Here is a 21,132-nt window from a genome sequence, read left to right as displayed (position 1 = left end):
TAGACGGTGTGGTGGTGTTTCGGATACCGGCACCTCGGCGGATGGAAGACGATCAGAGGCGGGCCTCGCTGCGGAGTGCCGAAAACCACTGGATTTCGTTGGCGAGGGCGAGGTTCGGGTCGGTCAGGCGGCGGCGAACGCCGGTGACGTACGCGTCGGCGACGGCTTCGTCGCCGGCGGACAGGAGTAGGGCGTAACGGATCACGTAGGTCCGGTGCGGGGAGCGACGGCGGATGTCGAAACCGTATTGCAGGCCCAGGTCTTCGGCATGCTGGACGATGTCGTGCCAGTTGCTGTCGATCATCGTGAAGGCGGATCGGTTTTCGCCGGTGAGGCTGCCCAGGAGTTGGCTCTCGAACAGATTGCCGACGATGTCGGTGGCATCGGAATCGGTTGCGAGGGTGCGGAGGTCGGCTGTCGAGCCGATGGCGTGGCCACGGTAGGCGAGGGGGGCGGCGGGGGCGAGTTTGGCGGTGAAATAGGCGGCGAGTTCTTCCGGGCCCCAGCCATCGCCGTAGGACTTCAGCTCCGAATAGGAAGCGCCGGTGCGGATGTCGTCGGTCAGCCAGTTGAGCAGGGCGGCGCGGCCCCTCCCGGTGAGCGCGCGGGCGGCCGCCTCGGGATGGTTCGACATCGCTTCCCCGAGTCCGGCGCTGTCGTGGAAGGAGCCGACGCCGGGCAGGGCGAATGGAGACGCCGCACGGTGCGCGGTGGCCGGTTCCGGTGGGGCGGTCCGAATGGGAGCGGGGCGGTGCACCATCGGCGACTTGCCCGCCATCCAGTCGTCGACTTCACCGAATCCCCAGCGCAGCTGAGGGTCTCGGGTCAGCAACCCGGAGAGCAGATTCGTCCAGCGTGCACGCTGCGGTGCGGGCATCGGCCCACTGTCGATCGCGGCCAGGGAGATGTCGCGGGTATTGATCTCGCCATCGATATTGCTGTCGGCCAGCGGCCTGCCCTGCGGGTCCTCGAAGTAGCCGTGGCCGATCAGCACGCGGTACATCACCATCCCGACGCTCCACCAGTCGTCTTCGAGCCGCCACCGCTGTGGCGCACCGGGCGCGCTGTACCCGGCGGTTCCCGCATGCGCGATATTGGTGACCTTGGTGCGGCCGGCCAGATCCACCACGAGCCCGAAATCGGCGAACACCAATTTCAGTGGAGCATCGGCTCGCACCAGCACATTGCCGGGATTGACATCGCCGTGCACGAGCGTCGTGCCACCTGGATGCTGAATGGCATGCAGTTTCGTGGCCAGCTGCCGCAGGATGTCGAGAGCGAATTCATGGGAACAGCCAGCGGCGTGGCGGCCCCGCAGAAAGCTGTCGAGCGACCCGAATCGGCAATACTCCATGACCTCGTAATGAATATCCATATCGCTGCCGCGCTCGAAGACCCGCACGGAGTTCTCGTCGCGGAAACTGTCCCGGTACTCCGGGGAATCGAGGTCGATCCGGTATCGCGGAGCGCGATGGAACAGCTTGATGGCGTACTCATCACCGTTTGTGGCCCGGCACAACCAGACGATGGCCTCACCACCGCTGCCGAGCTTCTTCGCCACGGTGAATCGCGGCGCGAGCGCGGGCGGTAGCGGCTGGTAGCGATCGTGCGCAACGCCGTCGACGCGCGTCTGCGGCGCGGGCGCACCGGATCCGGGTCGGTCGATTCGCGTCCGGGGCGCCGGACGTCGATCGGAATCCCCGGTGTCCACGCGTGTTTGCTCAGCCATCATCGTTTCCTTCGTCGGGGTGGGACATGATCTGCACGACGGTCACGTTGTCGCCACCGCCGCCCGCCAGCGCCAGATCGCGGAGGAGGGCGGGGAGATCGGCCGGCCCCGCCCGCATGATCCGCTCGATGGACTCGGGCTCGGCGTAGTCGTCGAGTCCGTCTGTGCACAACAGGATTCCGGGACCGGCGGGGACGCAGCATTCGAAGAAGGCCGGCTCCAGGTTCGCGCGCCGTCCGCCGCCGAGCGCCTGCCGCAGCAGATTCGACCCGGCCGCACGGTGATCCAGCGACAGTTGCGCCAGGTAGGGTCCTTCGAGCCGATATGCCCGTGAATCGCCCACATTGAATATCAGCGCGGTTCCATCGGGAAAGACAGTCACACCCACGACGGTGCAGCCCATTGCGCGCAACTCCGGTCGCGTCTCGCCGAGATCGTTGATCCGATCCGAAATCCTTTGCAGTAGTGTGCCTATCGCTGCCCTCGTCGGGGTGGAGTCGGTCATGGTCGCCACTGATCCCGGGGCAGTGAGCATTTCGCATGCCAGCCGACTGGCCGTCGCGCCGCCGGCGTGCCCGCCCAGGCCGTCGCAGACCACGACGGTGGTGGGTTCGACGATCTCCAATTCGGTGGTGGTGATCGTCGGCGTGTCGCCTTGCAGTGACCATCCGCCCCAGCCGAGCGCGTCCTCGTTGTGCTCGCGCTGCAGGCCGCGGTGGGTCATCGCGGCGATCCGGATCCGCATCAGGGCCCCCATTCGATGGTGATGGGCACGTCCGCGGCCAGCCGGAGGGTGTCGGAGCGGCCGATCGCATGCTCGATGTTCTCCGGGATCCGAACGTCATTGATGAACGTGCCGTTGGTCGAGGTGTCGGTGATGTACAGGCGTTCGCCGTCGTAGCGCAGCTCGCCGTGGAATCGTGAGACGTTGGTATACGGCTCGAAAACGACTGCGGCGGGAAAGTCTTCGTGCCGGCCGAGACCGAGTGTCTGCCCGGTGCGGATGCGCAGCCGGGCCCCGGATTCCACGACGAGTTCGACACCGGAGTCGAGTGCGCGGGCGACCTCGGGTTCGACCGGCGGCGGCGCCGGTGCCTCGAACAGGTTGTGGCCGCAGTTCCGGCATTGCAGGGTACGCGGAACGCGCTCGTGACAATTGGCGCACTCGACCTCGTTCCCGGCTCCGCGCGGGGCGCTCGATTCCGACACAGCGCGATACTCCTGTTCTGCTCACGACAACCATGAGGCGTCGCGCACGTCGATGCCGCGTGTGCTCAGCGCGGCCGCCAGCTCACTCATGGCCCCGGGCAAGGGAATTCCCACCAGCCGAATGGATTCATCGTCGACGTGGACGCCGAGCCTGCGGCGTTGCTCGGTATAGGTCGTCCGCATCGCCTGGTCCCCGTAACGTCGCCGGCCGCGATCGGTCAGGACATGGACTCGCTGATTGGATGAGCCGCGCAATGCGTCGTTCCCGGCACGGGCCGCGATGAACGGCTCGCTCACCAGGGCGTCGACCAGCCCGGTCAGCCAGTCGAATTGCTCGCGCAACCATCGCATCGGGCGACCGGAGTACAGCAGGATGTCCAGCGGTGCAGCGTGTTCGGTTTGGCGGATGCCCTCCAGCAACGCCCGCAGTGCCTGCGGCTGGTCGGTCGGTTCGCCACCGGAGATGGTCACCCCGTCCATAGGCCCATCGATCTGCTCGAGCCAGGCCAGTACCTGGCCGACATCGCACCGCCTGGTCTCGTCGGCGGGCCAGGTATCGCGGGCCAGACAACCTCGGCAGCCGATCGTGCAGCCCTGGAACCACACACCCGCACGCACCCCGTATCCGAGGTTGTGCAGCGGATAGTGCAAGCGCGACAACAACATCGGGACCGGCGGGGTCATCCGAGCACCGCCGTCCAGCCGACGGTGGACTCCTCGAGCCGCGTGACGGTCACGGCGTCGGTCTCGGCCGGTAGTTCGAACAGTGCCCGTGCCAGCGGGTTGACCAGCAGCGACTCGATGGCGGCGGCCACCCCGCCGCCCCCGAAGTCGAGCCGGGTGAGCGCGACGTCGAGCAGTTGTTTGTGCACGGTGTCGTCGACGGCCACCGTGATCCCGGTCGTGGCCCGGACCCGCGCAACGACATTGGCCACGAACATCGGAACCAGGTCCGCCGCGGTGTCTTCGGAGATGAAGTCGAACACCACCACGTCCTCGCCGATGCGGCGCAACAGTTCCGGACGGCCGATGTCCTTGGTGAAGAACTCCGCCACCGCCGCCCGGATCGTCGATTCGACCGTGGCGTAGGGCGTTCCGCGGGCAACCACCGGCACCCGCCCGCCAGTGGAGTCGGTGCGATACACGCCCAGATTGGAGGTGAAAACGATCAGTGTCTCGGAGAAGTACACCGTCGATCCGCTGCCGTCGGTGAGCCGGCCGTCGCCCAGGATCTGCAGGAACTTGTCCAGAATACGCGGCGCTGCCTTCTCGATCTCGTCGAAGAGAATCAGGCGGAACGGCTGTTGCCGCACTGCGTTCGTCAGCTCGCCTCCGGCGCTGTGCCCGGAGTATCCCGGCGGCGCGCCGATCAGCCGGGCTTCGGTGTGCTCGGCGGAGAACTCGCTCATATCGAACCGCACGAACGCGTCCGCTCGCCCGAACACCAATTCCGCGATGGCCTTGGCCAATTCGGTCTTGCCCACCCCGGTGGGTCCGGCGAAGAACAGGACGCCCTGCGGGCGGGTGCCGGTGCCGGCGGTGTGGGCGCCGGTGAGACCCATGGCCGAGCGGATCAGGATGTCGACCGATTTGCGGATCGCTATCGGCTGGCCGAGCACCTTCGTGCCCAGCGACCGCGCCCCCGACCGAATGCGCTGCCGCAGCGCGGGATCCTGCCAGGGGTTGTCGGGAATGCCGACCCGGAAGGTGCGGATGGCGTCGTCGACGCGTTCGGCCGGAATGCGGCGATCGATCGCCAGCCGATTGACCTCGGTGATCGAGCGCAGGGTCAGTCCGCCGGTCTGCGCCGCATAACGGTCGACCAGGGCATGAAACCCCGCCGAATCCTCCTCGGGCGCTTCGGGCAGCGACGAAATCAGCAGCGAGACAAGGGCGCGCCGCTGCGACATGCCCGGCGCGGGAATCGAAACCACCCGGGCGAGCTGTCCGCCGACCATCCAGTGCGGCAGATCGTTCTCCTGATCCAGCAGCCAGAACACCGTGTTGTACAGCCAAGTCCGGTGCGGCCCGGGGACATTGCGACGCGGTGCGGTAGCCATCAGGCGCTCGGCCACGACCAGCACGCGGTGCAGCTCGGCACCGGCGAAGTCGGCGGCGGGCACCAGGCGCGAGGCCGAGTCGATGATCAGGCAGCATGGCCGTTCGGAGTGCACGACCTCGTTCAGCACCCGTGGCAGCAAACGCAGCGTATCGGGAGACACCCCCGCATTGCCGGGGCACGCTGCCCGGACGATCGCGGCCGCGACTCCGTCGTGGTCCATGGTCACGCGTGCACCGTCCACGGGATCGACCGTGATCACCGAACGATGGCCGGCCTCGGCGAGCACGACGCGCAGCGCCTCGGGCACGGTCAGCAGGGGGCCGGAGGTGTCGTCTGCACCGGGTAACAGCACGAGATCCCGCAGGGCGCCGGTCAGCATGATCTGGGGGTTCGCGGCGAGGGCCGCGTCGATTTCGCGAAGCCACGACGGCAGTGTGGCGGTGAATCCGGATGTCATGCGTCGGCACTCCGTTCGCGCAGGGACTTTCGTGCCATGCGTCCGGCCTGGGTGGACGACTCGGCGCCGAGCTCGCCGGTAGCGAGCATCTCGACTCGCGCCAGCCCGGGGCCCGATTGCCGCAGTCGCTCGGGCAGCACGCCGCGGGCGCGCAGGCTGTCCGCCAGCCTGCTCAGGTCCGTGCAGACCGCGGCCTCCTCGGTCGCGGCGGTGGGTGCGGCACCGGTTCGCACGGTGCGGATATCGATCTCGCCGTCGACGATTCGGGCGCGCACGCCCACCGTCCCCGAACCCGGCGCGGTCAGCACGATCGAGCCCGCGGTGTCCATGGCGACGGGCGTCGCCGTGTAGCCCAGCTCGGCCAGCGCCTCGTACACCGCGGTCAGCACGAAACGGCGTTCGCGGGTGGCGGATTCCATGGCGGACCGTGTGTCGAGGAGTGCGCGGGCTCGCTCGAGTTCCGCTGTGGCGTCGCCCCGGCGGGCGAGGGTGGCGGCGGCATTGTCGAGCATCGTGGTAACGACGCCGCGATCGTTCAGTTCGATTGCGCTGTCGCGGAGTTCGGCGAGCAGCTCCTGGTTGCCGCGGAGGCGGCGGGTCGCGGCATTGGCCGCGGCGATGCACGTGTCGAGTTCGCTCAGCAGCAATTCGGCCCGCACGGGGTCGTCCGAGCGGCACACCGCGATACCGGCCTGTTCCAGGTCGGCCGACGGTTCGAGCATCGTCGCCAGCAGGCGCTGGACCCGGGCGGTCCGACGCTGCCGCCGATCGACCGAGGTAGTGTGGGCCGCCGGCGCGGGCTGCTGCCCAGTCGCGGTGGCCGCGTTCTCCCGCCGCGCGAGAGCGGTCAATGTCGCGGTCAGTTCGCGATCGACCTGCTGGGCGCGCCGTCGAATCTGTGCCGCCCGAATGGCCGGTTCTGCTGCCGCGAGCATGGCTTCCAACCGGGTACACGCCGCCTCGATCTCGGCCGAGGTCGCCTGGGCGGCGACGGCGATCTCGAGCTCGGGAAGACCGGCAGCCACGCAGCGCTGCGATACCCGGCGTGCGCGTGCGGACACTCGTCGCAGCCGCTGCTGCGCCTGTTCGCGCAGCACTGTTTCGGATACGACCCGGTAGCGGATTCCGGCGCTGCTCATCGGCTATAAGCCCTGCCGCAGCTGGCGCACTATCCCGTACCCGGCATGGCCTAATACCGCGAATATCGAGGGCAGCCACCATATTCCGGGTCCGGTGCTATGCCCGATCTGAAAGACGAACACAATAATGCCCAGTGCGAAACCCCATCTCGCGGAGGGTGATTCGAGTTCGCTCCCCTCGGGGTAGGGGAATCGAAACGCCAGTATCGTGAGCGCGGCGACCGCGAGCAGCAGGGTCACCGCGATGAACAGCCACAGCGACCCGAAATCGCCGAACGTCACCGTGCGTACGTTGGCGGCCCAGAACCAGACGGTGTGCGCGATACCGTCGCCGAAAGCCGCCGCCATCGCCCAGAACGCCGCCGCGCCGAACGCGGTCACGACCGCTGTGACGGCCAGCCGGCCGGATCGGGTCAGGATGCGCCGCCGCCGCTGCTCCTCGTTCCGCTGCTGGGTCCTGACCAGCTCCTCGGCTTCGATTCGGCGACGTTCCCGGGCGTCGACCGCCGCATCCTGGGCGGTGTCGAGGGCCGCGTCCACCAGCAGCACCAGGGCCAGCATCCGATTCGAGAGCATGGCCGGGCTATCCGTGGATCGCAGGGGCGGGAGGTTCGGACGCCCCGCCGTGATCGGCTCGGGCAGTGGGAAAACGGTACACAGTGGTGCCTTTCCGCGGCTTCGGTCGGTCGGAGCGGACGCGTTGCCGTCGATTCTCCTGCTCCGCGTCCGGCAACGGCAGTCGTGCGATCGAACGACACCGGGTAGCGGAAGCCGCATCGGCGACGGGTCTCGGTCAGCCGCGGCGTGCGGGCGCGAGTGTGGTGGTGAGGGCCGCCCAGAGCAGCGGCGAATACGCGACATCACCGGTCTCGCGCCAGGCACGCAGTTGCCCGCGCTGCCAATCGGTCAGCGCGGCGACCGGATCCGCGCCCCGATGGGCGTCGTCGACCTGCAGGGCGAGCCGCGTGGTCGGCCGCGTGCCGGCCGGTGCCGCGGCATACGCGCGGAAAGCCGCATCGGTGGGCAGCACCCACCGCGTCGTTGTCACCAGCTCGGCTCCCGCGTCCAGCGCGGCCATGATCAGTCCGAAGGTCTCTGCGGAGCGGAAGTCGACCCCGCCCTCACACGCGATGATCGCGACTCGCGTGGGCATCGGCCAGATCTCATGGCCATACTGAGATCCGTTCGCGCCGTAGCGTGCCCAGACCCGGGGATCCTCGGTCTGTTTCGTTCCCAGCAGGAAGTCCAGTGCGCACAGCGGCAGATGAGCCCCGTACGGCGTGGTGGATCCCGCCTCGGTCCGCGTCCACGCCGCGGCCATTCCCCAGGCGCTGTCCTCGGCTCCGGCGGGCCCGGTGACATCGTTGAGATGTATTGCCGCCGAGCCGGGTTCGTTCGGCACCGCCGACACATGGCCGAAATAGAAGAATCGGGAGCAGCCCCGCGACAGCGCCGCGGCGAGCTGAACCCGGGTGACTTCGCCTTGGAAAGGGGTGAGAGCGGCGCGCTGGCCGGACCCCCGCGCCGCTCGATCCCTGCGTGCCGTGCGATCGCGCGGTTGCACACGGCTCCGAATCTCGTCGAGCACACCGAGATCCGCGGCTTCGGTGTAGACATTGGCGAGCCGGTGGCGTGCGCTCGCGGGCAGGATCGGGTCGATGACGTGCACGGCGGGCAGGTGACGCACCCGCTCCCATGGCACCGGTGATCGGCTGCGCGCGACATACAGCGTCGCGGGCGGATCGTGGGTGACCACGGCGATATCGAGCAGTCGCCGGTCGTCGTCCACGGCCAGCAGCTCCCAGGGCACCTGGGCCAGACGCGGACTCGGGGTGATCCGTATCCGGGTGCTACCGGCGGTCCCGCGCGCGGCCAGCTCGGCGCGCAGCTCGGGCGGCAGCACGGCGTGGGCGAGCAGGGACGCCAACTCGGCTTCGCCGGACGGAGAGGCGAAGGCGGCGCTCGTCAGCGCGCGGCGCGCCGCGGCCCGATCGGATTCCACGCCACCGGATTCCGTGCCGTCCACCTGCTGCGGATGCGGCAGCGCCCGCCGAAGCCCGGCGAGCGCGATGTCGAGCCGTTGCGGGTCCAGCCGTCTGACATGCGCGGTGGGCGTGCCGTCCAGCCAGGTCCACGACAGATAGGTGTCACCGGCGTCGGCGGCCCGCACCAGCAGTTCGCTGTCCGGCGCCGGCGCGCTCATGGCCGTTCTCCTTCGTCGGTTTCCACCGGAATCTGTTCGGCGAGTAGCGGTTCCATGCCGGATGGGGTGTGTGTGGCGGGGCCTTCGAGAACCAGCAGGTAGCGGTCGATGGCGTCCACGCGCGCATCGAGCCGCGCGGCGAGCTCCGCGTCAGCGGCCGAGACGCGTTCGGCCAACGCGTCCAGCCGCTCGGCGGCCGTGGCCGCGAGGGAACCGGCGCGTACGAGCATGCCCCGGGCGCGCAGCCGGAGCTGCTCCCGCAGGTCGGCGGAGGAGCGGGGACCGGTGGTCGCCGCCGCGACGACGGCTGCCCGATGCGAGATCCAGGCATCGATCATCAGACGATCGACCCCGCGCAGTGCGCGGCCTGTCGGATCGCTGCGGATGAGCGCCGGCCCCAGGTCGGCGGAGTAGAGGCCGAAGACCGGAGTCAGGTCCGTGGGCCGGTGAAATTGCAGTTGGCCGACCAGGATTCGGTTCTCCGGGCGCATCGCGGCCGTTGCCAGCAGCCGGCCGTCCCGGCCGTCGGCGGCGTAGGCCCGCAGGGTGTGCGCTTCGCGGCAGAGCGGGTCGACGTCCGCGGCGAGCCGTACGTGGATGTCCACGGATTCCTCGTTCCCGGCGCCGGAAACGGTCCCGGGGACGACTCGGATCTCACGCTCGCGCGCACCGGCCCAGCGCAGGATTCGGGGAGGAACGGCCGGCAGGTCCAGCTCCTCGTCGATGCCGGGCGGCCAGGAGCCGATGCCCGCATCGCCGCCGAGATTGAACGCGAGCTCCGAATCATCGGCGTCAGCAAGCGATTCGAGCATCTCGCGCAGTAGTTCCGCGTCATCGGCGGCCTGTGCGACGGTGAGCCGCTCGGCGATCGCGGCGATGTCGGTGCCCAGGTCGATGTCCGCGGCTGCCGCCGCGCAGCGGCGGGCCACCTCGGTCAGGGTGGTAGCAGCCGCACCGGTGATCCGGCCGTCCAGCCAGGCCGTGGCGAGTTCGTCGAGCACCGGTACGGCCCAGCCCAGGGTGGCGGTCGCCAGCGCGGTATCACCGACGCCCTGATCGGCGGTGGCCGCGTCGAGCAGCAGCGCCCCCTCGTGTAGCGGCGCCGGAAACCGTTGCGTGACAGCGGTAACGAGGGCACGCCGAACCCATGAGGGTTGTAGCCGCAGCGGGTCGCCCGCTGGTCGCGCGGCTCCCGAGCGCGCGGTGTCGATCAGCGTCGTGACATCCTCGGTGCACGCTGTGAGGAGGGGTGCGGGGTCCGCGTCGCCGGCGATATTCCACCCGAGCACCATGGCCGGGTCGGCGGCGTCCACCGTGACCGAAACTCCGGGTCCGATGGGGACCGGGACTTCGGCGACCGCGGCGGCCGACGCGGAGCGCCACACCAGGTCCGGGCGGTCGCGACGCAATCCGATGCCGCCTATGCGCAGTGGTCGCGCGCCGCGTCCGTGTTCGGTGGGGCCGGGCGGTTCACTCATGGCCGATACCCCGCTCGTTCGGCCGCCCACCGCATGATGTGCAGGACGAGGTCGGTGGCGGCGATGGGATCCATGGCCATCGCGTGCTCGGGGCGACCGTGCGCCCACGCCTCGGCACACCATCGGGTCAGCAGTTCGACATCGTCGATCAGCAGCATGGCCTCCAGCGGTGGCAGCCCGAGCAGCCGTAGCGACAGGTCGTATTCCGCCGCCCTTCCCAGCCCGAGCGGGGCCTCGGCCCGGTGCCGGGTCAGCGACTCGCGCAATTCGGCGAGCAGCTCGTGGGCCGCGGTGTCGTCGGTGTTCTGGGCCTGGATCTCCGCGATATCCGCGCTCGGTGTCACGTGCCCGCCGCCGCGACGCGTCAGCCAGCCCAGCCTCGCGTAGAACATCCGGCGCGCGTCGTCGTCGGTCATCGCGCAGCCGCGGCGGATCGAGCGCGTCAGGGCGCGATGCGTCCGCTCCCGAGCCTCCCCGAGGTGTTCTGATCGCCGTTCGAGATGTTCGGGTGCATGCCGGCCCGCCCGGGTGTACTGCCGGATTTCGGTTGCCACGTCCTGGTTGTCGGTGTCGGCGAACCTCAGCAGCTCGTCGGCGCGCGCGGCCGCGGCCGGCTCTGTCGGCAGATCGTCGCCGTACTCCGCGAGGAGCCGGTCGGCGGTGTCGACGAGCCGATCCAGCAACGGCGCCACGGCGTCGAGCGGGAGTCCACACCGGCCGGCGAGGGCGACGTGATCGCGGTCGAGCATCCGGACCTGATCCAGTACACCGTCGGCGAAGGCCAGCATCGCCGATTTTCGGTGCGCACCACGGTGTTTCACGGTATCCGCCGCGATATCGGATACGAAGGACAGCGCGATCGGCTCGGCTTCGAGCACTCCGGGTTCCTGCGCGGAGCCGCGCAGCAGACGGTGATGGACCGCCGTGCACGCGGTCGAACGTGCTTGCTCACGAAAGGGATCTCGCAATCGGTGCGGAATCCCGGCGGGACGCAGCGCCCATGTCTGGTAATAGTAGGCCACCACGTACCGCGCCAACGGATCGGCGAAGTCGCGGTACAGCTCTGCGACGCGGCGCCACCCGGCGAGTTCCAGGGCAGGCGGTGCGCCCGCGCACGTGGTCGCCGCCACGCCATAGCGCCGCGCGACCCAGGACGGTTTCGAAAGATCCAGAGACCAGGCATTGACCTGGTGGGCCAGGCATTTGCGATCGGTCGGCGACCGCTGTGCCGATGTGCTCACCCAGGCGCCGACGAAGGCGCGGCGCGTGGACGTCTGTTCCGATTCCGGCTCGGCCGCACGTGTTTCCGTCACCACACCGTCACCTCGCCGGGGCGGTCTATCGGCATGTACCGGCTATCGGCGGCGCACAGATGCGATGCGAGTGCCACATGCCCGTCCGGCATGCGCAGGGTCGGCGACGGCCGCATGGGCAGCATAGCGCCGGAGATCAGCGCCACGGCGCCGCTGGCCTGTGGTGCCGGCGGTTCGCGATCCCCGCTGGTCTCGCCGGGATCTGCGTCCGATGCAGCCAAGGCGGCCAGGGTCACTTGGAGATCGCCCTGAGCGACGGTCGAATGATGCTCCGCCACATGGGTTCCCGAGTTGATCGCGGTCTCCACCAGATCGGCCAGCAGGGCTGTGTCCCCGAGCCGGTGCGCCCAGTCGAACACCGCGGATTGTGCCTCCGCGTGCAGTGTTTCCCAAGAGATCCGGGAGCGGGCGTCGGCGAACCCGAAGCGCTGGGCGTCGAGGAACAGCATCGCGGGCACCCCGTGATCGAGGGCGGCACGAAGGTGCTGCGGGTCGCCCGGTTCGGCGGTCGAGACCGCCACCAGGAGGTCGCATTTCGCCATCGCCACCACCATTCCCAGATCGGCGTAGATCTGCCGCGCCCGGGTGAGGTGGGTGGTTACCGTCGAACGACCCAGAAGCATGTCGGCGCACCCGAGATTCAGCAGACCCATCGCTCGATACATGCGGTAGCCGGGGTCGGCTCCGAGCACGTCGATCGCTGAGGTCATCAGCGCCGAACCAGTGGCGAAATCGGATTGCATCATGATGGCAGTGCCGAGATTCAGGCGGGTGACGGCGGCTTGGAACGGCAACCCCGAGCGCAGCAGCGCCGCTTCGGCGGATCGGAATGCCTCGGCGGCGAGTGGATACCGTTTGGCTCTCAGATGCATTCCGCCGATGAGGTGCTCGGTCATGGCGCCGTACCGGTTCGCGGACGCCCCTTCGAGCCTGGCGCGTCCGCGTTGTATCGCCGCGTCGGCCTCCGTGAACCGCCCCGTCTCGTAGTACACCATTCCCAGATGCAGATCAGCGGTCGCGATCTGGGTACTCAGGCCCAGCAGACTGTAGGCGTCGCGGGCCTGCTTCAAGGTTGTCTCGGCGGCGGCGTATCGGTTCTGCAGAAACTGTGCTATGCCGAGGAATTCCGTGCATTGCGCGGCCATGGCCCATTCCTGCTGCTGTTCGGCATGCCGGCGAGCCTGTTCCAGCAGCGTAGCCGCCTCGGGCAGGTGGGCCCCGCTGTTGAGGATCAGTCTGGCTTCCTCGAACCGGCACTGGCGCACCTCGTCGAGCGCTCCGGCCGCGGTCGCGAACCGCTGGGCCACGGCGAGCGTGGCCCGCGCCTCCGCGATGTGACCGCGAAATCCTTGCAGGAGGGCGGTATAGCGCAGGCACTGCGCGTATCGAGGATCGTGCCGATGCTGATCGAACACCGCGGTCGCGGTCCGCAGCAACGCGTCGGCCGCGGTATACCGGTCCTGGGCGATGTGAACGGTTGCCAGGTGCAGATCGCATTCGGCCGCCTCGAGCGCCTTGTCGTGGCTCGAGAAGTATTGCCGCGCCCCCTCGTATTCGGCGGCGGCCTCCGGCAATCGGCCGACGTTGTTCAGTACGTGGCCGAGTGCGAGCCGGCTGCCGGCCCAGAGTTCGGGTTCTCCCGCGGCCCGCAATTCCTCCGCGGCGGTCATACACGACGAGATCGCGGCATCGTGCCGTCCGGCCCGCAGCTGGAGTTCGCCTGCGCGCCAATACATCGCCGCCGCCTTCGGGTGGTCGCCGGCCGCCGCGTAGCCGGAACCGGCGGCGGTCAGCGCGGCGAGACCGTCGGCCGTCCGGCCGTCGGCCAGATACCGATCGGCGAGTTCCTCGTCGCAATTCGCGGCACCGGCAGCATTCCCCTCGGCTGCTGCCAGCGCCTTTGCGTGGACGAACTCGCTCTCGGCGGTGGCGGTGTCGCCCAGCTCCGTGCTCGCCAGGCCGAGGACGTAGGAGCATCGCGCGCTGCTCTCCGTATCGCCCGCGCGCTCGAAAAGGTCTCGGGCGGCGCGGTGTTCGTCCAGGATGAGCCGGGCGTCGCCGAGTTCGACGGCCGCGTCCCCGCACGACTCCCGGCACTCGGCGGCATCGAGGACCCGATCGACGTCCAGATACCGCTCGGCAGCGCGGCGCAGGACGGGGATGGCCTCGTCGTACCGTTCGACGGCCAGCAGCGCGTCACCGAGGACCTCATGGATTTCGGCTTGTTCCTCCATGTCGCCGAGCAGCTCCAATCCCGCTGCGGCGCGGTGCAGGTAGGGCACGGCTTCGGCGGGGCGGTCGAGCAGGGCGAGGCCCCGGCCGGCCATTTCGGCGCAGGCGACGGGCAACTCCGTCGGCGGGGCATCGGCGAGCAGATCCGCCGCCCGGCGGTATGCGCTCGCGGCCTCGTCGATCGCGTCCGTCCTCGCGTGGGCGGCCCCGATCCAGTACAGGCACTCGGCTCGCGCCTCGATGCGGTCCGGGCCTTCGCATTCGGCCAGCGCCGCATCGAGCAGCGTGAGCGCCGCGGCCACGGCCCCGTCTTCGATGAGGGCCAGCGCGTCCAGGAAAAGGGCGCTCGGCCACGGGAATTCGCTCATGCTCTCCCCTGATGACGCATGCTGTCAGCGATAGCGTTCGTCGCGTTCGGCAGCGGCGCGGAAATAGTCCATTCTGGCGCGGGCCTCATCGCGCGCGAGGATGTGATGGGGGTGGCGGCACAATTCCGGATTGCGCAGGCTCGGAATCGCCAGCCACAGCGGCCAGAGCAGAACGATCGGAAGGGCGGGCGCGGCGTCCATGCCACCGTTGATTATCTTGATCCCGATGCCGTGCCGGCGCGGATACAAGACCTTGGCGACGGCGACACCGATGACGTCATAGACGATGATGACGAGAATTCCCGCGATGAAGGGGTCCATGGGAATTCATCACTTCTTCCAGAAGCCGCCGTGCGTGTTGCACACCAGGCCGGTGCCCTTGCAGGCCGAGCAGTGCAGGCGTCCGCCCAGTCCGCTGCTGCCGCCGCGCCCTCTGCACGACTGGCACTCGTTGAGATGTTTGAAGCATTTCTCGCATTGACTCATTGCCGGTGATCCTTTCTGGATTCGAACCGATATCGATGAATAGCGAAAACGATACGGTCGAGCCGGATTTCGCAGTATCCGCCGAACAGATGAATGAACGGCCCATCCATCGACCGGCGGACGGCATCCGGCGTTGTCGGTCGAATCGCCGACTCCCGTCTCCGGCCCGGCCGGCGCAGACTGGAGCCCGTGGGGCACCACGAGGCGTGCGAGGTGAGCGTTCCGGTCGGTCGGCTCGGCTCGCTCATCGACGCTGTGCACGAGGTGGTGTGGCGGACCGGCCGGAGATCCGGCCCGAAGTGGCGGTACGGCAACGTGATCGGCATCGACCGCCCGCGACTGCGAGATCTCGATCCGGCCGCCGCGCGTTCACGCTACGGCGACCGCGGCCGGGTCGTGGTCGCACTGGCCGTGGTGGTCCAGGATCAGGTCGTCGTCCATGTCGTCTTCGTGCTCGCCGCCGGCGACGCGACGGCGCATTTCGCCGGTGCCGGGCGCGGTGCGGCAGCGGACCGCGCGGCCTCGCTGGCCGGCTTCCTCGCCCGCGCTACACGCACGGTGCTGTCGGCCGCCGGCATCGACTCGCGGTAAAACGCCGATTCACAACTCCCCGAGGGTGATCCAGCCGTCCTGGAGCGATCGTGCCACCAGCTGGGCCTTGGTATGAGCCGGCCGCCCCACCGCGTCATACTTCTCTCGTATTCGGAAAAGATGGGTGTTCACCGTGCTCAGCGCGATGCCGAGCACCGTCCGCACCTCTTCCTTGGAATCACAGCGAATCCACGCCAGCAGGACTTCCCGCTCGCGAAGGCTCAGCTTCGGAACCACCGTCGCGCGCGGTGCGCTGCCGATGGATTCGACCGGGAGCGAAATGTCGGTGTTCGTCATGGCGGAAGGTCCTGTATCTTTCCGAGTTTCATGTGGACCGGCAGCGGGGCTCGGTGCTGTCCATCCAATTCGCCTGTGCGCCCGAGGTCACTGTCGATTCGCGGACCGAACCGTCGCGGATGAGAGCATTCGCTCTCACCGGCGCGTAACGGCAGCGGTCCGGCGCTCGATCTGAAAGCCATGCCGCGCAGCGACGATCGACTGATCCGGCAGCTGGTAGCCGCCGGTGTCGAACTTCTGACCGAGCATCCCGGCCACATCCTCGAGCGTGGGCTACAGGTCGATGAGGCCATCCTTCGAGCCGGGGTGTCGCACGCGACCTTCTACCGGAGGTTCGGGACCAAGCAGAAGTTTCTCGCGGAGGTCAAGGCGCGGCTGCTCGACGAACCCGATGAACCCGCGGTACCCGGCGAACCCGCAAGGGCGGCGACGGCCACCCGTGCCGAGGTCCGGACCGCGCTCGCCGATGCGGGCGGCGATCGCCGAGCGGCGATGCGTGCCCTGGTGACAAGACATTTCGGTCATGCCCACGACGCGCGGGTGGCGACCCGGCTGATGCTCGCCGCGGTCTTCGCCACCACCAGCCCTCCGGCCGCCCGCGGGATGCGCGCGCACTACGCCCGGCGCGAAGAGGCCCTGATCGCGGGCTTGGAGGAGCTGACGGGCAGCGGCGGCCTCATGTTCCGCAAACCTTTCACCGCCGCGAAGTTCGCCGCGGCCGCGACCGCCGTGGTCGACGGATTCCGTGTTCGCGGGCGCTTGGGCAGCGACTCCGTCTCGGCGCGACTGCTCGCCGACACGCTGCTCGCGCTGGTGAACGCCGCCGTCGATACCGGCGAACTGCACGAGCACATCGACGATGTGCTGACCGGATTCGATTCCGCCCCGGGACGATCCGCCCGGCTGGTCCAGGATCCGCGCCCGGCACTGCTCGCAGCCGCGCGCACGGAGTTCGCCGAACGAGGGTATTTCGCGGCGCAACTGGCGGGCATCGCGGCCCGGGCGGACATTCCGGTGGACGTGACGCAGCGGCTGTTTCCCACCAAGACCCATCTCATCGTGGCCGGCCTGCGGCCAGGTTTCGCTGCGCTGGCGCAGTCGATCGAGGACGAGCAGGTCATCGGACTTCCCGAGCTGGATATCCTGACCAACCATCTGACACGCTGCGCGACCCTCGTAGCGACCGAATCCGCATTGACGGACGCGCTCATCATGGTGGTCACTCACGACACCGTGGCCGCCCCGGCCGGAACGATGTCGATCCGGGAGGAATTGAATTTCCCGCGGCTGGTGGTCCCCGTGATCGAACGGGGCCAGCGCGACGGCATCTTCGTGGATTCCCTGTCCGCCATCGACATCGCCTCGACCCTCACCAATACGCTGCTACTGCGCTGCTTCACCCACCGCGCCGACTCACCGCAGACGAATGCGGCCGTGGTCGGCCGCATTCTCCTGGCGGGCCTGTGCGTGCGCTGACTCGGCGCGGGGCTTTCAGTGCGGCGGCGCCATCAGGGCGGTGAACTCTGCCTCGGACAGCTCGTTCCACCGATCCGAACGCCGCGCCGCCGCACCGAGTATTGCCGCGTCCAGATCCAGACGGTAACGGCCGGACGGCAATTCGGCCCCCGTGACCAGCAGCCTGGCTGCCAGTGCCCCGAACGCGCCGGCGGCCGTCGCGGCGGTACCCAGCTGTGGCCACGACGGCAGGCTCTGTCCGACCTGGGTGAGCGAGAACCGCGTGCGCGGGGTCACCTCGGGCCCCACGATGAGATTCGCCAGCCGTGCGCGGGTGCGCGGGTCCGACAGTCGCGCCGCGGTCGTCTCGCCCAGATCGCCTGCGCGGCCGTGGAACAACGGGTACTCGGCATCGAGGTCGTAGCGCTCGATGTCGAGGATCACGTTGTCCCCGTGGTCGGTGACCATCAGCACGGGTATCCGTGCCCGGCGGGCGCGCAGCCGGATGTCCACCTTCATGGCGAAGTCGTCCATCTCCTCCAGCAGTACCGCCAGCGGTTCGCGGTCCGGGCCGGTGCCGAGGAACCGCGGCGCGGATTCGGGCGAGTATCCTTCCGCCACGGCGGTGATCTCGGTGTACGGATCGAGTTCGAGCGTGCGTCGTTGCGCCAGTTCGAGTTTGGTCACGCCCAGGTCGCACACCGATGCGGGGAGCCGGTTGAGATTGGTCGGCCCCAGTACGTCGGTATCCGCGAGCCGGAATCGGCCGGCGCCGGTCAGCGCGCACGCGGACAGCACTGACGCGCCGATGCTCAGACCGGCGATACCGATCAGCGCACCGGTCCACACCGTCTGCTCGTCACGATCGATCAGGTATCGGTTGCGCGCGCTGCGCAACCACCGGAAGTAGTGGCTCTCCGGCAGTTTCACCACGGTCCGCCGCCACGGATAGACGATGTAGCGGCTCATGCGATCGCGAATATCCGGTGGCCACGCCGTGGCGGCGTAGCGGTCGGGGTCGAGTCCCCGCCCGCACGCCGACGGTCGATCCAACGTCGCGAGCTCCGGCAGGGCGGTGACCCAGCCGTCGACGAACCGGTAGCCGGACTCCGGTGCGAGGACTGCCGCGATGATGTCGGCGTCGACGGCGGGATCGAGGATGCTGATCATCGGTTTCCTCCCGTCCAGCGGTGCTTGGTCTCGAAACGGAAATCGGTGCTGCGGAAGGGATGCAGCGAGATCACCGGCTCGGCTCGATCGCCGAGCATCTCCCGCAGCCGGCGATACTCGGTGCTGGTGTGCTCGAGCCCGGTCAGGACGACCGCGCGCAGCAGCTCCCGGTCGGCGGCGTCCGGATTCACCCCGGGACGCAATTCGATACGCAGCGTGAGTGTCTGGGCATGATCCTCGGCAATGACGGTGTCCAGCACGAACTTTCCGCTCACGACTACGGCCAGGCGCGGGTCGGTGAGCGCCGCGCGGATACCATCCGGATACAGTTTGACGGCATAGAACGTGGTGGCGATGTCGGGGCGGCGGCGCACCGTCACGAAGCCGCAACCGGCCGCGGACGTGGTCACCGGCAGCTGGTAGCCGCACTCGCGCAGCGCATCCTCGACCGCCACGGCGGTGAGCACCTCGCCCACGTCGCCGATGCGATACCGAACCAGAGGTAGGACGTTGTCGACGGTGAACAACAACCGGCCCTGGTCGTCGGACTCGAAATAGCGGTACTCGGGGTCGTGCTCGACGAAGGTTGGCGGGACGGGGTCATCGCCGAACAACTTGCGGTACAGGGTCGCATCGGTGGCCGCGAGGCGGCGCACCGCGATCGAAGTGGCGGTCTCGTGGCCCAGGATGCCCGCCTCGGCGGCGCCGTAGATCGAGCGGATATCGCCGGGACGACCCGGTTTGCCGAGCCGATCCAGCAGATGATCACGGAATTCCTCGCTGATGCTCTCGCCCGCGAGTACGAGCTTGACATCCTGGCCGAGCACCTCGGCACCGGCGCGGTCGAGCACGTCCTTGGCGAAGGGCGGATAGGCGGCGAGCACGACCTGGTCGTAGTACGGTCCGAGCGCGGCGATATCGCGCAGGATGGCGTCGGCGTCACCCCCGGGCGGGATCACCGACAACCGGGCGCCGCGCTCGTGCAGACCGACACCGGCGGCGAAGGTGAGCACACCTCCGATCCAGTCGCCCATGGCGAACCCGACGACCAGCAAGGTGGATCGGGTGTCGGCCCCGAAGCCGGACCGCAGGATTCGTGAGTACAGGGTCGTGGCCTCGGCGCCCGAGCGGCGGGCCCGCGGCCAATAGGTCGGGCTCCCCGACGATCCGGAACTGGTCGACCACGTCGCGGCCCGCGTGATCTGGCCTTGCCACAACAGCTCGTGCAGAACGTGGCGGCGCAGGTAGTTGTCCTTGTCGATGGGTGGTATCCGGGCGAAATCCGCCGCGGTGTGAATCGCCTCGGGGTCGATTCCGTTGGCGGCGAGGAATTTCCCGTAGGCCGGTATCTGTTGAGCGGCCCGGAGCGCGAGGTCCCGGGCACGGATGAATCCCCGGCCTTCGAGCGGGGGAGTGGGTGCAGACATCGCTGCGGTCCTTTCGTGCAGCGAGACTGGTTGTCTCGACTGCACCCGCACCAATCCCCCGGTACCGCTGCGGATCCGGCTCATACCCGGGGATCGGCACAGCAGTGGGACCGACCGGTCCCGGAGTTGCGTGGCAGCGGACGCGCACGATTCGAAATATCAAGTGGCGCAACGATGTTGCGAATTGCCTGATTAGGCGTAGGGGTGCACGACATCGCCATTGCCGTGGCGGCGGCACCAGCTGACGATGTAGCGCATGTGCAGCCCGCACCAGCGGGCGACCACCGGCAGCGTCATCGGCTGCAGCGGATCGTGTTCGGCCCGTTCGCGAATGATCGGCCCGAGGTAGTGGTTGGTCACCTTGCTCGCGGTGTTGGCGCCGACACCGGCCACACCGGCGAGCGAGGCGAGATCGACGGCGCGGCCCGACGCGATCGCACCGGCCAGGCGCGCCGCGGTCGCACCCCGTCGGCCCTCGAACAATTCACACAGCGGGCGCGGATGGGTGGGCCCGGTCGGCGGCTCCCGGCGACCGTGTGCGACGGATCGGATGGCGGCCAGCAACGGATCGAGACCGGTCGATTTCTGGTACACGTAGGCGACTTCCGGGTGGCGCCGCGCCTCCTCCAGATGTTCGCGCTCCATGCTGTGCCCCTGAGCCGCCAGGATCACCGGCGCCACCCGGTCGGCCTCGTGCATCAGGCGCAGCACGTCGAGGCCGTCGAACGACAGCTCGACCGCGAGTTCCGGGCGGTTCCACACCAGATCGGTGAGGACGACGTCGAAGCGGACGTTGTTCATGATGGAGCGCCGAACGTCGTCCTTGCTTATCGCGATGGCCACGGTGGCCCCCGGGAACAGTTCCCCGAAGACCGGTTCCACGACCTTGCCCAGCGGCGACGCCACCAGAATGCGGTAGCCCATCGTCGTGGTCATCACTGCCACCCCCCAATCGAGCAAGATGTTGCCGACGCACCGCCACACGGGCGGGTTTCCTGCCGGGTATCGCGGCAGATATGTGATTTGCCCGGCTGTTTCCCGCCGGCCTGCCGAGGATCGTGGATCACAGCGGTGGCGTGGATACCACGACACCGAGACCGAGAGATCATCCGTTCGCCGCCGCCGGGCTGTCGGCGCACGGTCCGTCGAAGGAGCACCGATGTCTGTGCCACTGGACTACACACCACCACATGTTCGTCCGGCCCTGAGTCCGCGCGAAGTACAGGTGCTGCTCGCGTGGCTGCGCTGTGACTCGAAAGAGGCTGCCGCGCAAGAGCTGTACCTGTCGGTAGCGACGGTCAGCACCCACATCGCGCGAATTCGCGCCAAATACGCGGCAGCCGATCGCAGCGCCGCCACCAAGGCCGCATTGTTCGCACGGGCCGTGCAGGACGAGATCATCGACCTGGATGAATGGTGAGGCGGCACTGCGGTCCCCGAATTCGATTGCTGCCATTGCGGTCCGCATCCATTCTGCAACCGAATGTTCCCCGGCGCATGTGATCAGCCGATCAAC

Annotated in this window: 20 protein-coding genes; 3 read left to right on the top strand and 17 right to left on the bottom strand. The window is 68.6% G+C overall.

Translation table 11 applies throughout. The annotated features are described in order from the left end of the window. Positions 1-52: 52 nt before the first annotated feature. From ABZ909_RS17195 to ABZ909_RS17135, 13 genes are all read right to left on the bottom strand, one after another. Entirely contained in the window at positions 53-1,729 is a 1,677-nt protein-coding gene (locus tag ABZ909_RS17195) for a protein kinase (RefSeq protein ID WP_357000256.1), read from the bottom strand. Further along, positions 1,722-2,474 (bottom strand): protein phosphatase 2C domain-containing protein, encoded by a 753-nt coding sequence (locus ABZ909_RS17190; protein ID WP_357000253.1) that lies wholly within the window; start codon positions 2,472-2,474, stop codon positions 1,722-1,724. Before ABZ909_RS17190 ends, ABZ909_RS17195 begins: the two co-directional genes overlap by 8 nt. Beyond that, positions 2,474-2,938, bottom strand: a complete 465-nt coding sequence (locus tag ABZ909_RS17185; RefSeq protein ID WP_357000251.1) for an FHA domain-containing protein — start codon at positions 2,936-2,938, stop codon at positions 2,474-2,476. The genes ABZ909_RS17190 and ABZ909_RS17185 overlap by 1 nt, the downstream gene beginning before the upstream one ends. A 21-nt stretch (positions 2,939-2,959) precedes the next feature. Next, complete coding sequence (locus tag ABZ909_RS17180) at positions 2,960-3,622, bottom strand: 4Fe-4S single cluster domain-containing protein (protein ID WP_357000248.1); 663 nt, start codon at positions 3,620-3,622, stop codon at positions 2,960-2,962. Next, on the bottom strand, positions 3,619-5,457 hold the full coding sequence (locus ABZ909_RS17175) for an AAA family ATPase (RefSeq protein ID WP_357000246.1): 1,839 nt from the start codon (positions 5,455-5,457) through the stop codon (positions 3,619-3,621). Before ABZ909_RS17175 ends, ABZ909_RS17180 begins: the two co-directional genes overlap by 4 nt. Then, complete coding sequence (locus ABZ909_RS17170) at positions 5,454-6,596, bottom strand: hypothetical protein (RefSeq protein ID WP_357000244.1); 1,143 nt, start codon at positions 6,594-6,596, stop codon at positions 5,454-5,456. Before ABZ909_RS17170 ends, ABZ909_RS17175 begins: the two co-directional genes overlap by 4 nt. Positions 6,597-6,599: 3 nt before the next feature. Then, positions 6,600-7,172 (bottom strand): hypothetical protein, encoded by a 573-nt coding sequence (locus ABZ909_RS17165; protein ID WP_357000242.1) that lies wholly within the window; start codon positions 7,170-7,172, stop codon positions 6,600-6,602. 217 nt (positions 7,173-7,389) lie between these two features. After that, a complete protein-coding gene (locus ABZ909_RS17160; RefSeq protein WP_357000239.1) occupies positions 7,390-8,799 on the bottom strand; it encodes a hypothetical protein in 1,410 nt (469 codons plus the stop codon). Then, on the bottom strand, positions 8,796-10,277 hold the full coding sequence (locus ABZ909_RS17155) for a hypothetical protein (RefSeq protein WP_357000237.1): 1,482 nt from the start codon (positions 10,275-10,277) through the stop codon (positions 8,796-8,798). Before ABZ909_RS17155 ends, ABZ909_RS17160 begins: the two co-directional genes overlap by 4 nt. Beyond that, positions 10,274-11,590 (bottom strand): hypothetical protein, encoded by a 1,317-nt coding sequence (locus ABZ909_RS17150; protein ID WP_357000235.1) that lies wholly within the window; start codon positions 11,588-11,590, stop codon positions 10,274-10,276. The genes ABZ909_RS17155 and ABZ909_RS17150 overlap by 4 nt, the downstream gene beginning before the upstream one ends. Continuing rightward, entirely contained in the window at positions 11,587-14,190 is a 2,604-nt protein-coding gene (locus tag ABZ909_RS17145; protein WP_357000232.1) for a tetratricopeptide repeat protein, read from the bottom strand. Before ABZ909_RS17145 ends, ABZ909_RS17150 begins: the two co-directional genes overlap by 4 nt. Before the next feature lie 24 nt (positions 14,191-14,214). Next, on the bottom strand, positions 14,215-14,511 hold the full coding sequence (locus ABZ909_RS17140; protein WP_357000230.1) for a hypothetical protein: 297 nt from the start codon (positions 14,509-14,511) through the stop codon (positions 14,215-14,217). A gap of 9 nt (positions 14,512-14,520) precedes the next feature. Further along, entirely contained in the window at positions 14,521-14,676 is a 156-nt protein-coding gene (locus tag ABZ909_RS17135; protein WP_357000227.1) for a hypothetical protein, read from the bottom strand. Between the two features lie 213 nt (positions 14,677-14,889). On the opposite strand from ABZ909_RS17135, the gene ABZ909_RS17130 reads away from it, so the two are divergent. Continuing rightward, positions 14,890-15,267: a hypothetical protein gene (locus tag ABZ909_RS17130; RefSeq protein ID WP_357000225.1), complete on the top strand. Its 378-nt coding sequence runs from the start codon at positions 14,890-14,892 to the stop codon at positions 15,265-15,267. A 9-nt stretch (positions 15,268-15,276) separates the two neighbouring features. On the opposite strand, the gene ABZ909_RS17125 is transcribed toward ABZ909_RS17130, so the two are convergent. Next, a complete protein-coding gene (locus tag ABZ909_RS17125) occupies positions 15,277-15,564 on the bottom strand; it encodes a LuxR C-terminal-related transcriptional regulator (RefSeq protein ID WP_357000222.1) in 288 nt (95 codons plus the stop codon). Between the two features lie 180 nt (positions 15,565-15,744). On the opposite strand from ABZ909_RS17125, the gene ABZ909_RS17120 reads away from it, so the two are divergent. Continuing rightward, a complete protein-coding gene (locus ABZ909_RS17120; RefSeq protein ID WP_357000220.1) occupies positions 15,745-17,040 on the top strand; it encodes a TetR family transcriptional regulator in 1,296 nt (431 codons plus the stop codon). A 15-nt stretch (positions 17,041-17,055) separates the two neighbouring features. Here the strand turns inward: ABZ909_RS17120 and ABZ909_RS17115 are convergent, their stop codons facing one another. From ABZ909_RS17115 to ABZ909_RS17105, 3 genes are all read right to left on the bottom strand, one after another. Then, positions 17,056-18,189: a ThiF family adenylyltransferase gene (locus tag ABZ909_RS17115; protein WP_357000217.1), complete on the bottom strand. Its 1,134-nt coding sequence runs from the start codon at positions 18,187-18,189 to the stop codon at positions 17,056-17,058. Next, positions 18,186-19,616: a phenylacetate--CoA ligase family protein gene (locus ABZ909_RS17110; RefSeq protein WP_357000215.1), complete on the bottom strand. Its 1,431-nt coding sequence runs from the start codon at positions 19,614-19,616 to the stop codon at positions 18,186-18,188. Before ABZ909_RS17110 ends, ABZ909_RS17115 begins: the two co-directional genes overlap by 4 nt. Before the next feature lie 192 nt (positions 19,617-19,808). After that, positions 19,809-20,552, bottom strand: coding sequence for a response regulator (locus ABZ909_RS17105; RefSeq protein ID WP_357000213.1), 744 nt, complete (start codon positions 20,550-20,552; stop codon positions 19,809-19,811). Positions 20,553-20,775: 223 nt separating this feature from the next. On the opposite strand from ABZ909_RS17105, the gene ABZ909_RS17100 reads away from it, so the two are divergent. Beyond that, complete coding sequence (locus tag ABZ909_RS17100) at positions 20,776-21,036, top strand: helix-turn-helix transcriptional regulator (RefSeq protein ID WP_357000211.1); 261 nt, start codon at positions 20,776-20,778, stop codon at positions 21,034-21,036. Positions 21,037-21,132 lie beyond the last annotated feature (96 nt).

It is taken from the genome of Nocardia sp. NPDC046763, assembly GCF_040645495.1.
GTDB lineage: Bacteria > Actinomycetota > Actinomycetes > Mycobacteriales > Mycobacteriaceae > Nocardia.
Note: the sequence above shows the minus strand (reverse complement) of the source record. Positions and strands in the feature narration are given on the sequence as shown.

Bases quoted from the DNA above. Each gene is read 5' to 3' on its own strand.
- ABZ909_RS17135 (WP_357000227.1), bottom strand. From the start codon at position 14,676: ATGAGTCAATGCGAGAAATGCTTCAAACATCTCAACGAGTGCCAGTCG.
- ABZ909_RS17170 (WP_357000244.1), bottom strand. From the start codon at position 6,596: ATGAGCAGCGCCGGAATCCGCTACCGGGTCGTATCCGAAACAGTGCTG.
- ABZ909_RS17110 (WP_357000215.1), bottom strand. From the start codon at position 19,616: ATGTCTGCACCCACTCCCCCGCTCGAAGGCCGGGGATTCATCCGTGCC.
- ABZ909_RS17120 (WP_357000220.1), top strand. From the start codon at position 15,745: ATGCCGCGCAGCGACGATCGACTGATCCGGCAGCTGGTAGCCGCCGGT.
- ABZ909_RS17140 (WP_357000230.1), bottom strand. From the start codon at position 14,511: ATGGACCCCTTCATCGCGGGAATTCTCGTCATCATCGTCTATGACGTC.
- ABZ909_RS17180 (WP_357000248.1), bottom strand. From the start codon at position 3,622: ATGACCCCGCCGGTCCCGATGTTGTTGTCGCGCTTGCACTATCCGCTG.
- ABZ909_RS17155 (WP_357000237.1), bottom strand. From the start codon at position 10,277: ATGAGTGAACCGCCCGGCCCCACCGAACACGGACGCGGCGCGCGACCA.
- ABZ909_RS17190 (WP_357000253.1), bottom strand. From the start codon at position 2,474: ATGCGGATCCGGATCGCCGCGATGACCCACCGCGGCCTGCAGCGCGAG.
- ABZ909_RS17115 (WP_357000217.1), bottom strand. From the start codon at position 18,189: ATGATCAGCATCCTCGATCCCGCCGTCGACGCCGACATCATCGCGGCA.
- ABZ909_RS17195 (WP_357000256.1), bottom strand. From the start codon at position 1,729: ATGGCTGAGCAAACACGCGTGGACACCGGGGATTCCGATCGACGTCCG.
- ABZ909_RS17175 (WP_357000246.1), bottom strand. From the start codon at position 5,457: ATGACATCCGGATTCACCGCCACACTGCCGTCGTGGCTTCGCGAAATC.
- ABZ909_RS17160 (WP_357000239.1), bottom strand. From the start codon at position 8,799: ATGAGCGCGCCGGCGCCGGACAGCGAACTGCTGGTGCGGGCCGCCGAC.
- ABZ909_RS17125 (WP_357000222.1), bottom strand. From the start codon at position 15,564: ATGACGAACACCGACATTTCGCTCCCGGTCGAATCCATCGGCAGCGCA.
- ABZ909_RS17165 (WP_357000242.1), bottom strand. From the start codon at position 7,172: ATGCTCTCGAATCGGATGCTGGCCCTGGTGCTGCTGGTGGACGCGGCC.
- ABZ909_RS17105 (WP_357000213.1), bottom strand. From the start codon at position 20,552: ATGACCACGACGATGGGCTACCGCATTCTGGTGGCGTCGCCGCTGGGC.
- ABZ909_RS17100 (WP_357000211.1), top strand. From the start codon at position 20,776: ATGTCTGTGCCACTGGACTACACACCACCACATGTTCGTCCGGCCCTG.
- ABZ909_RS17145 (WP_357000232.1), bottom strand. From the start codon at position 14,190: ATGAGCGAATTCCCGTGGCCGAGCGCCCTTTTCCTGGACGCGCTGGCC.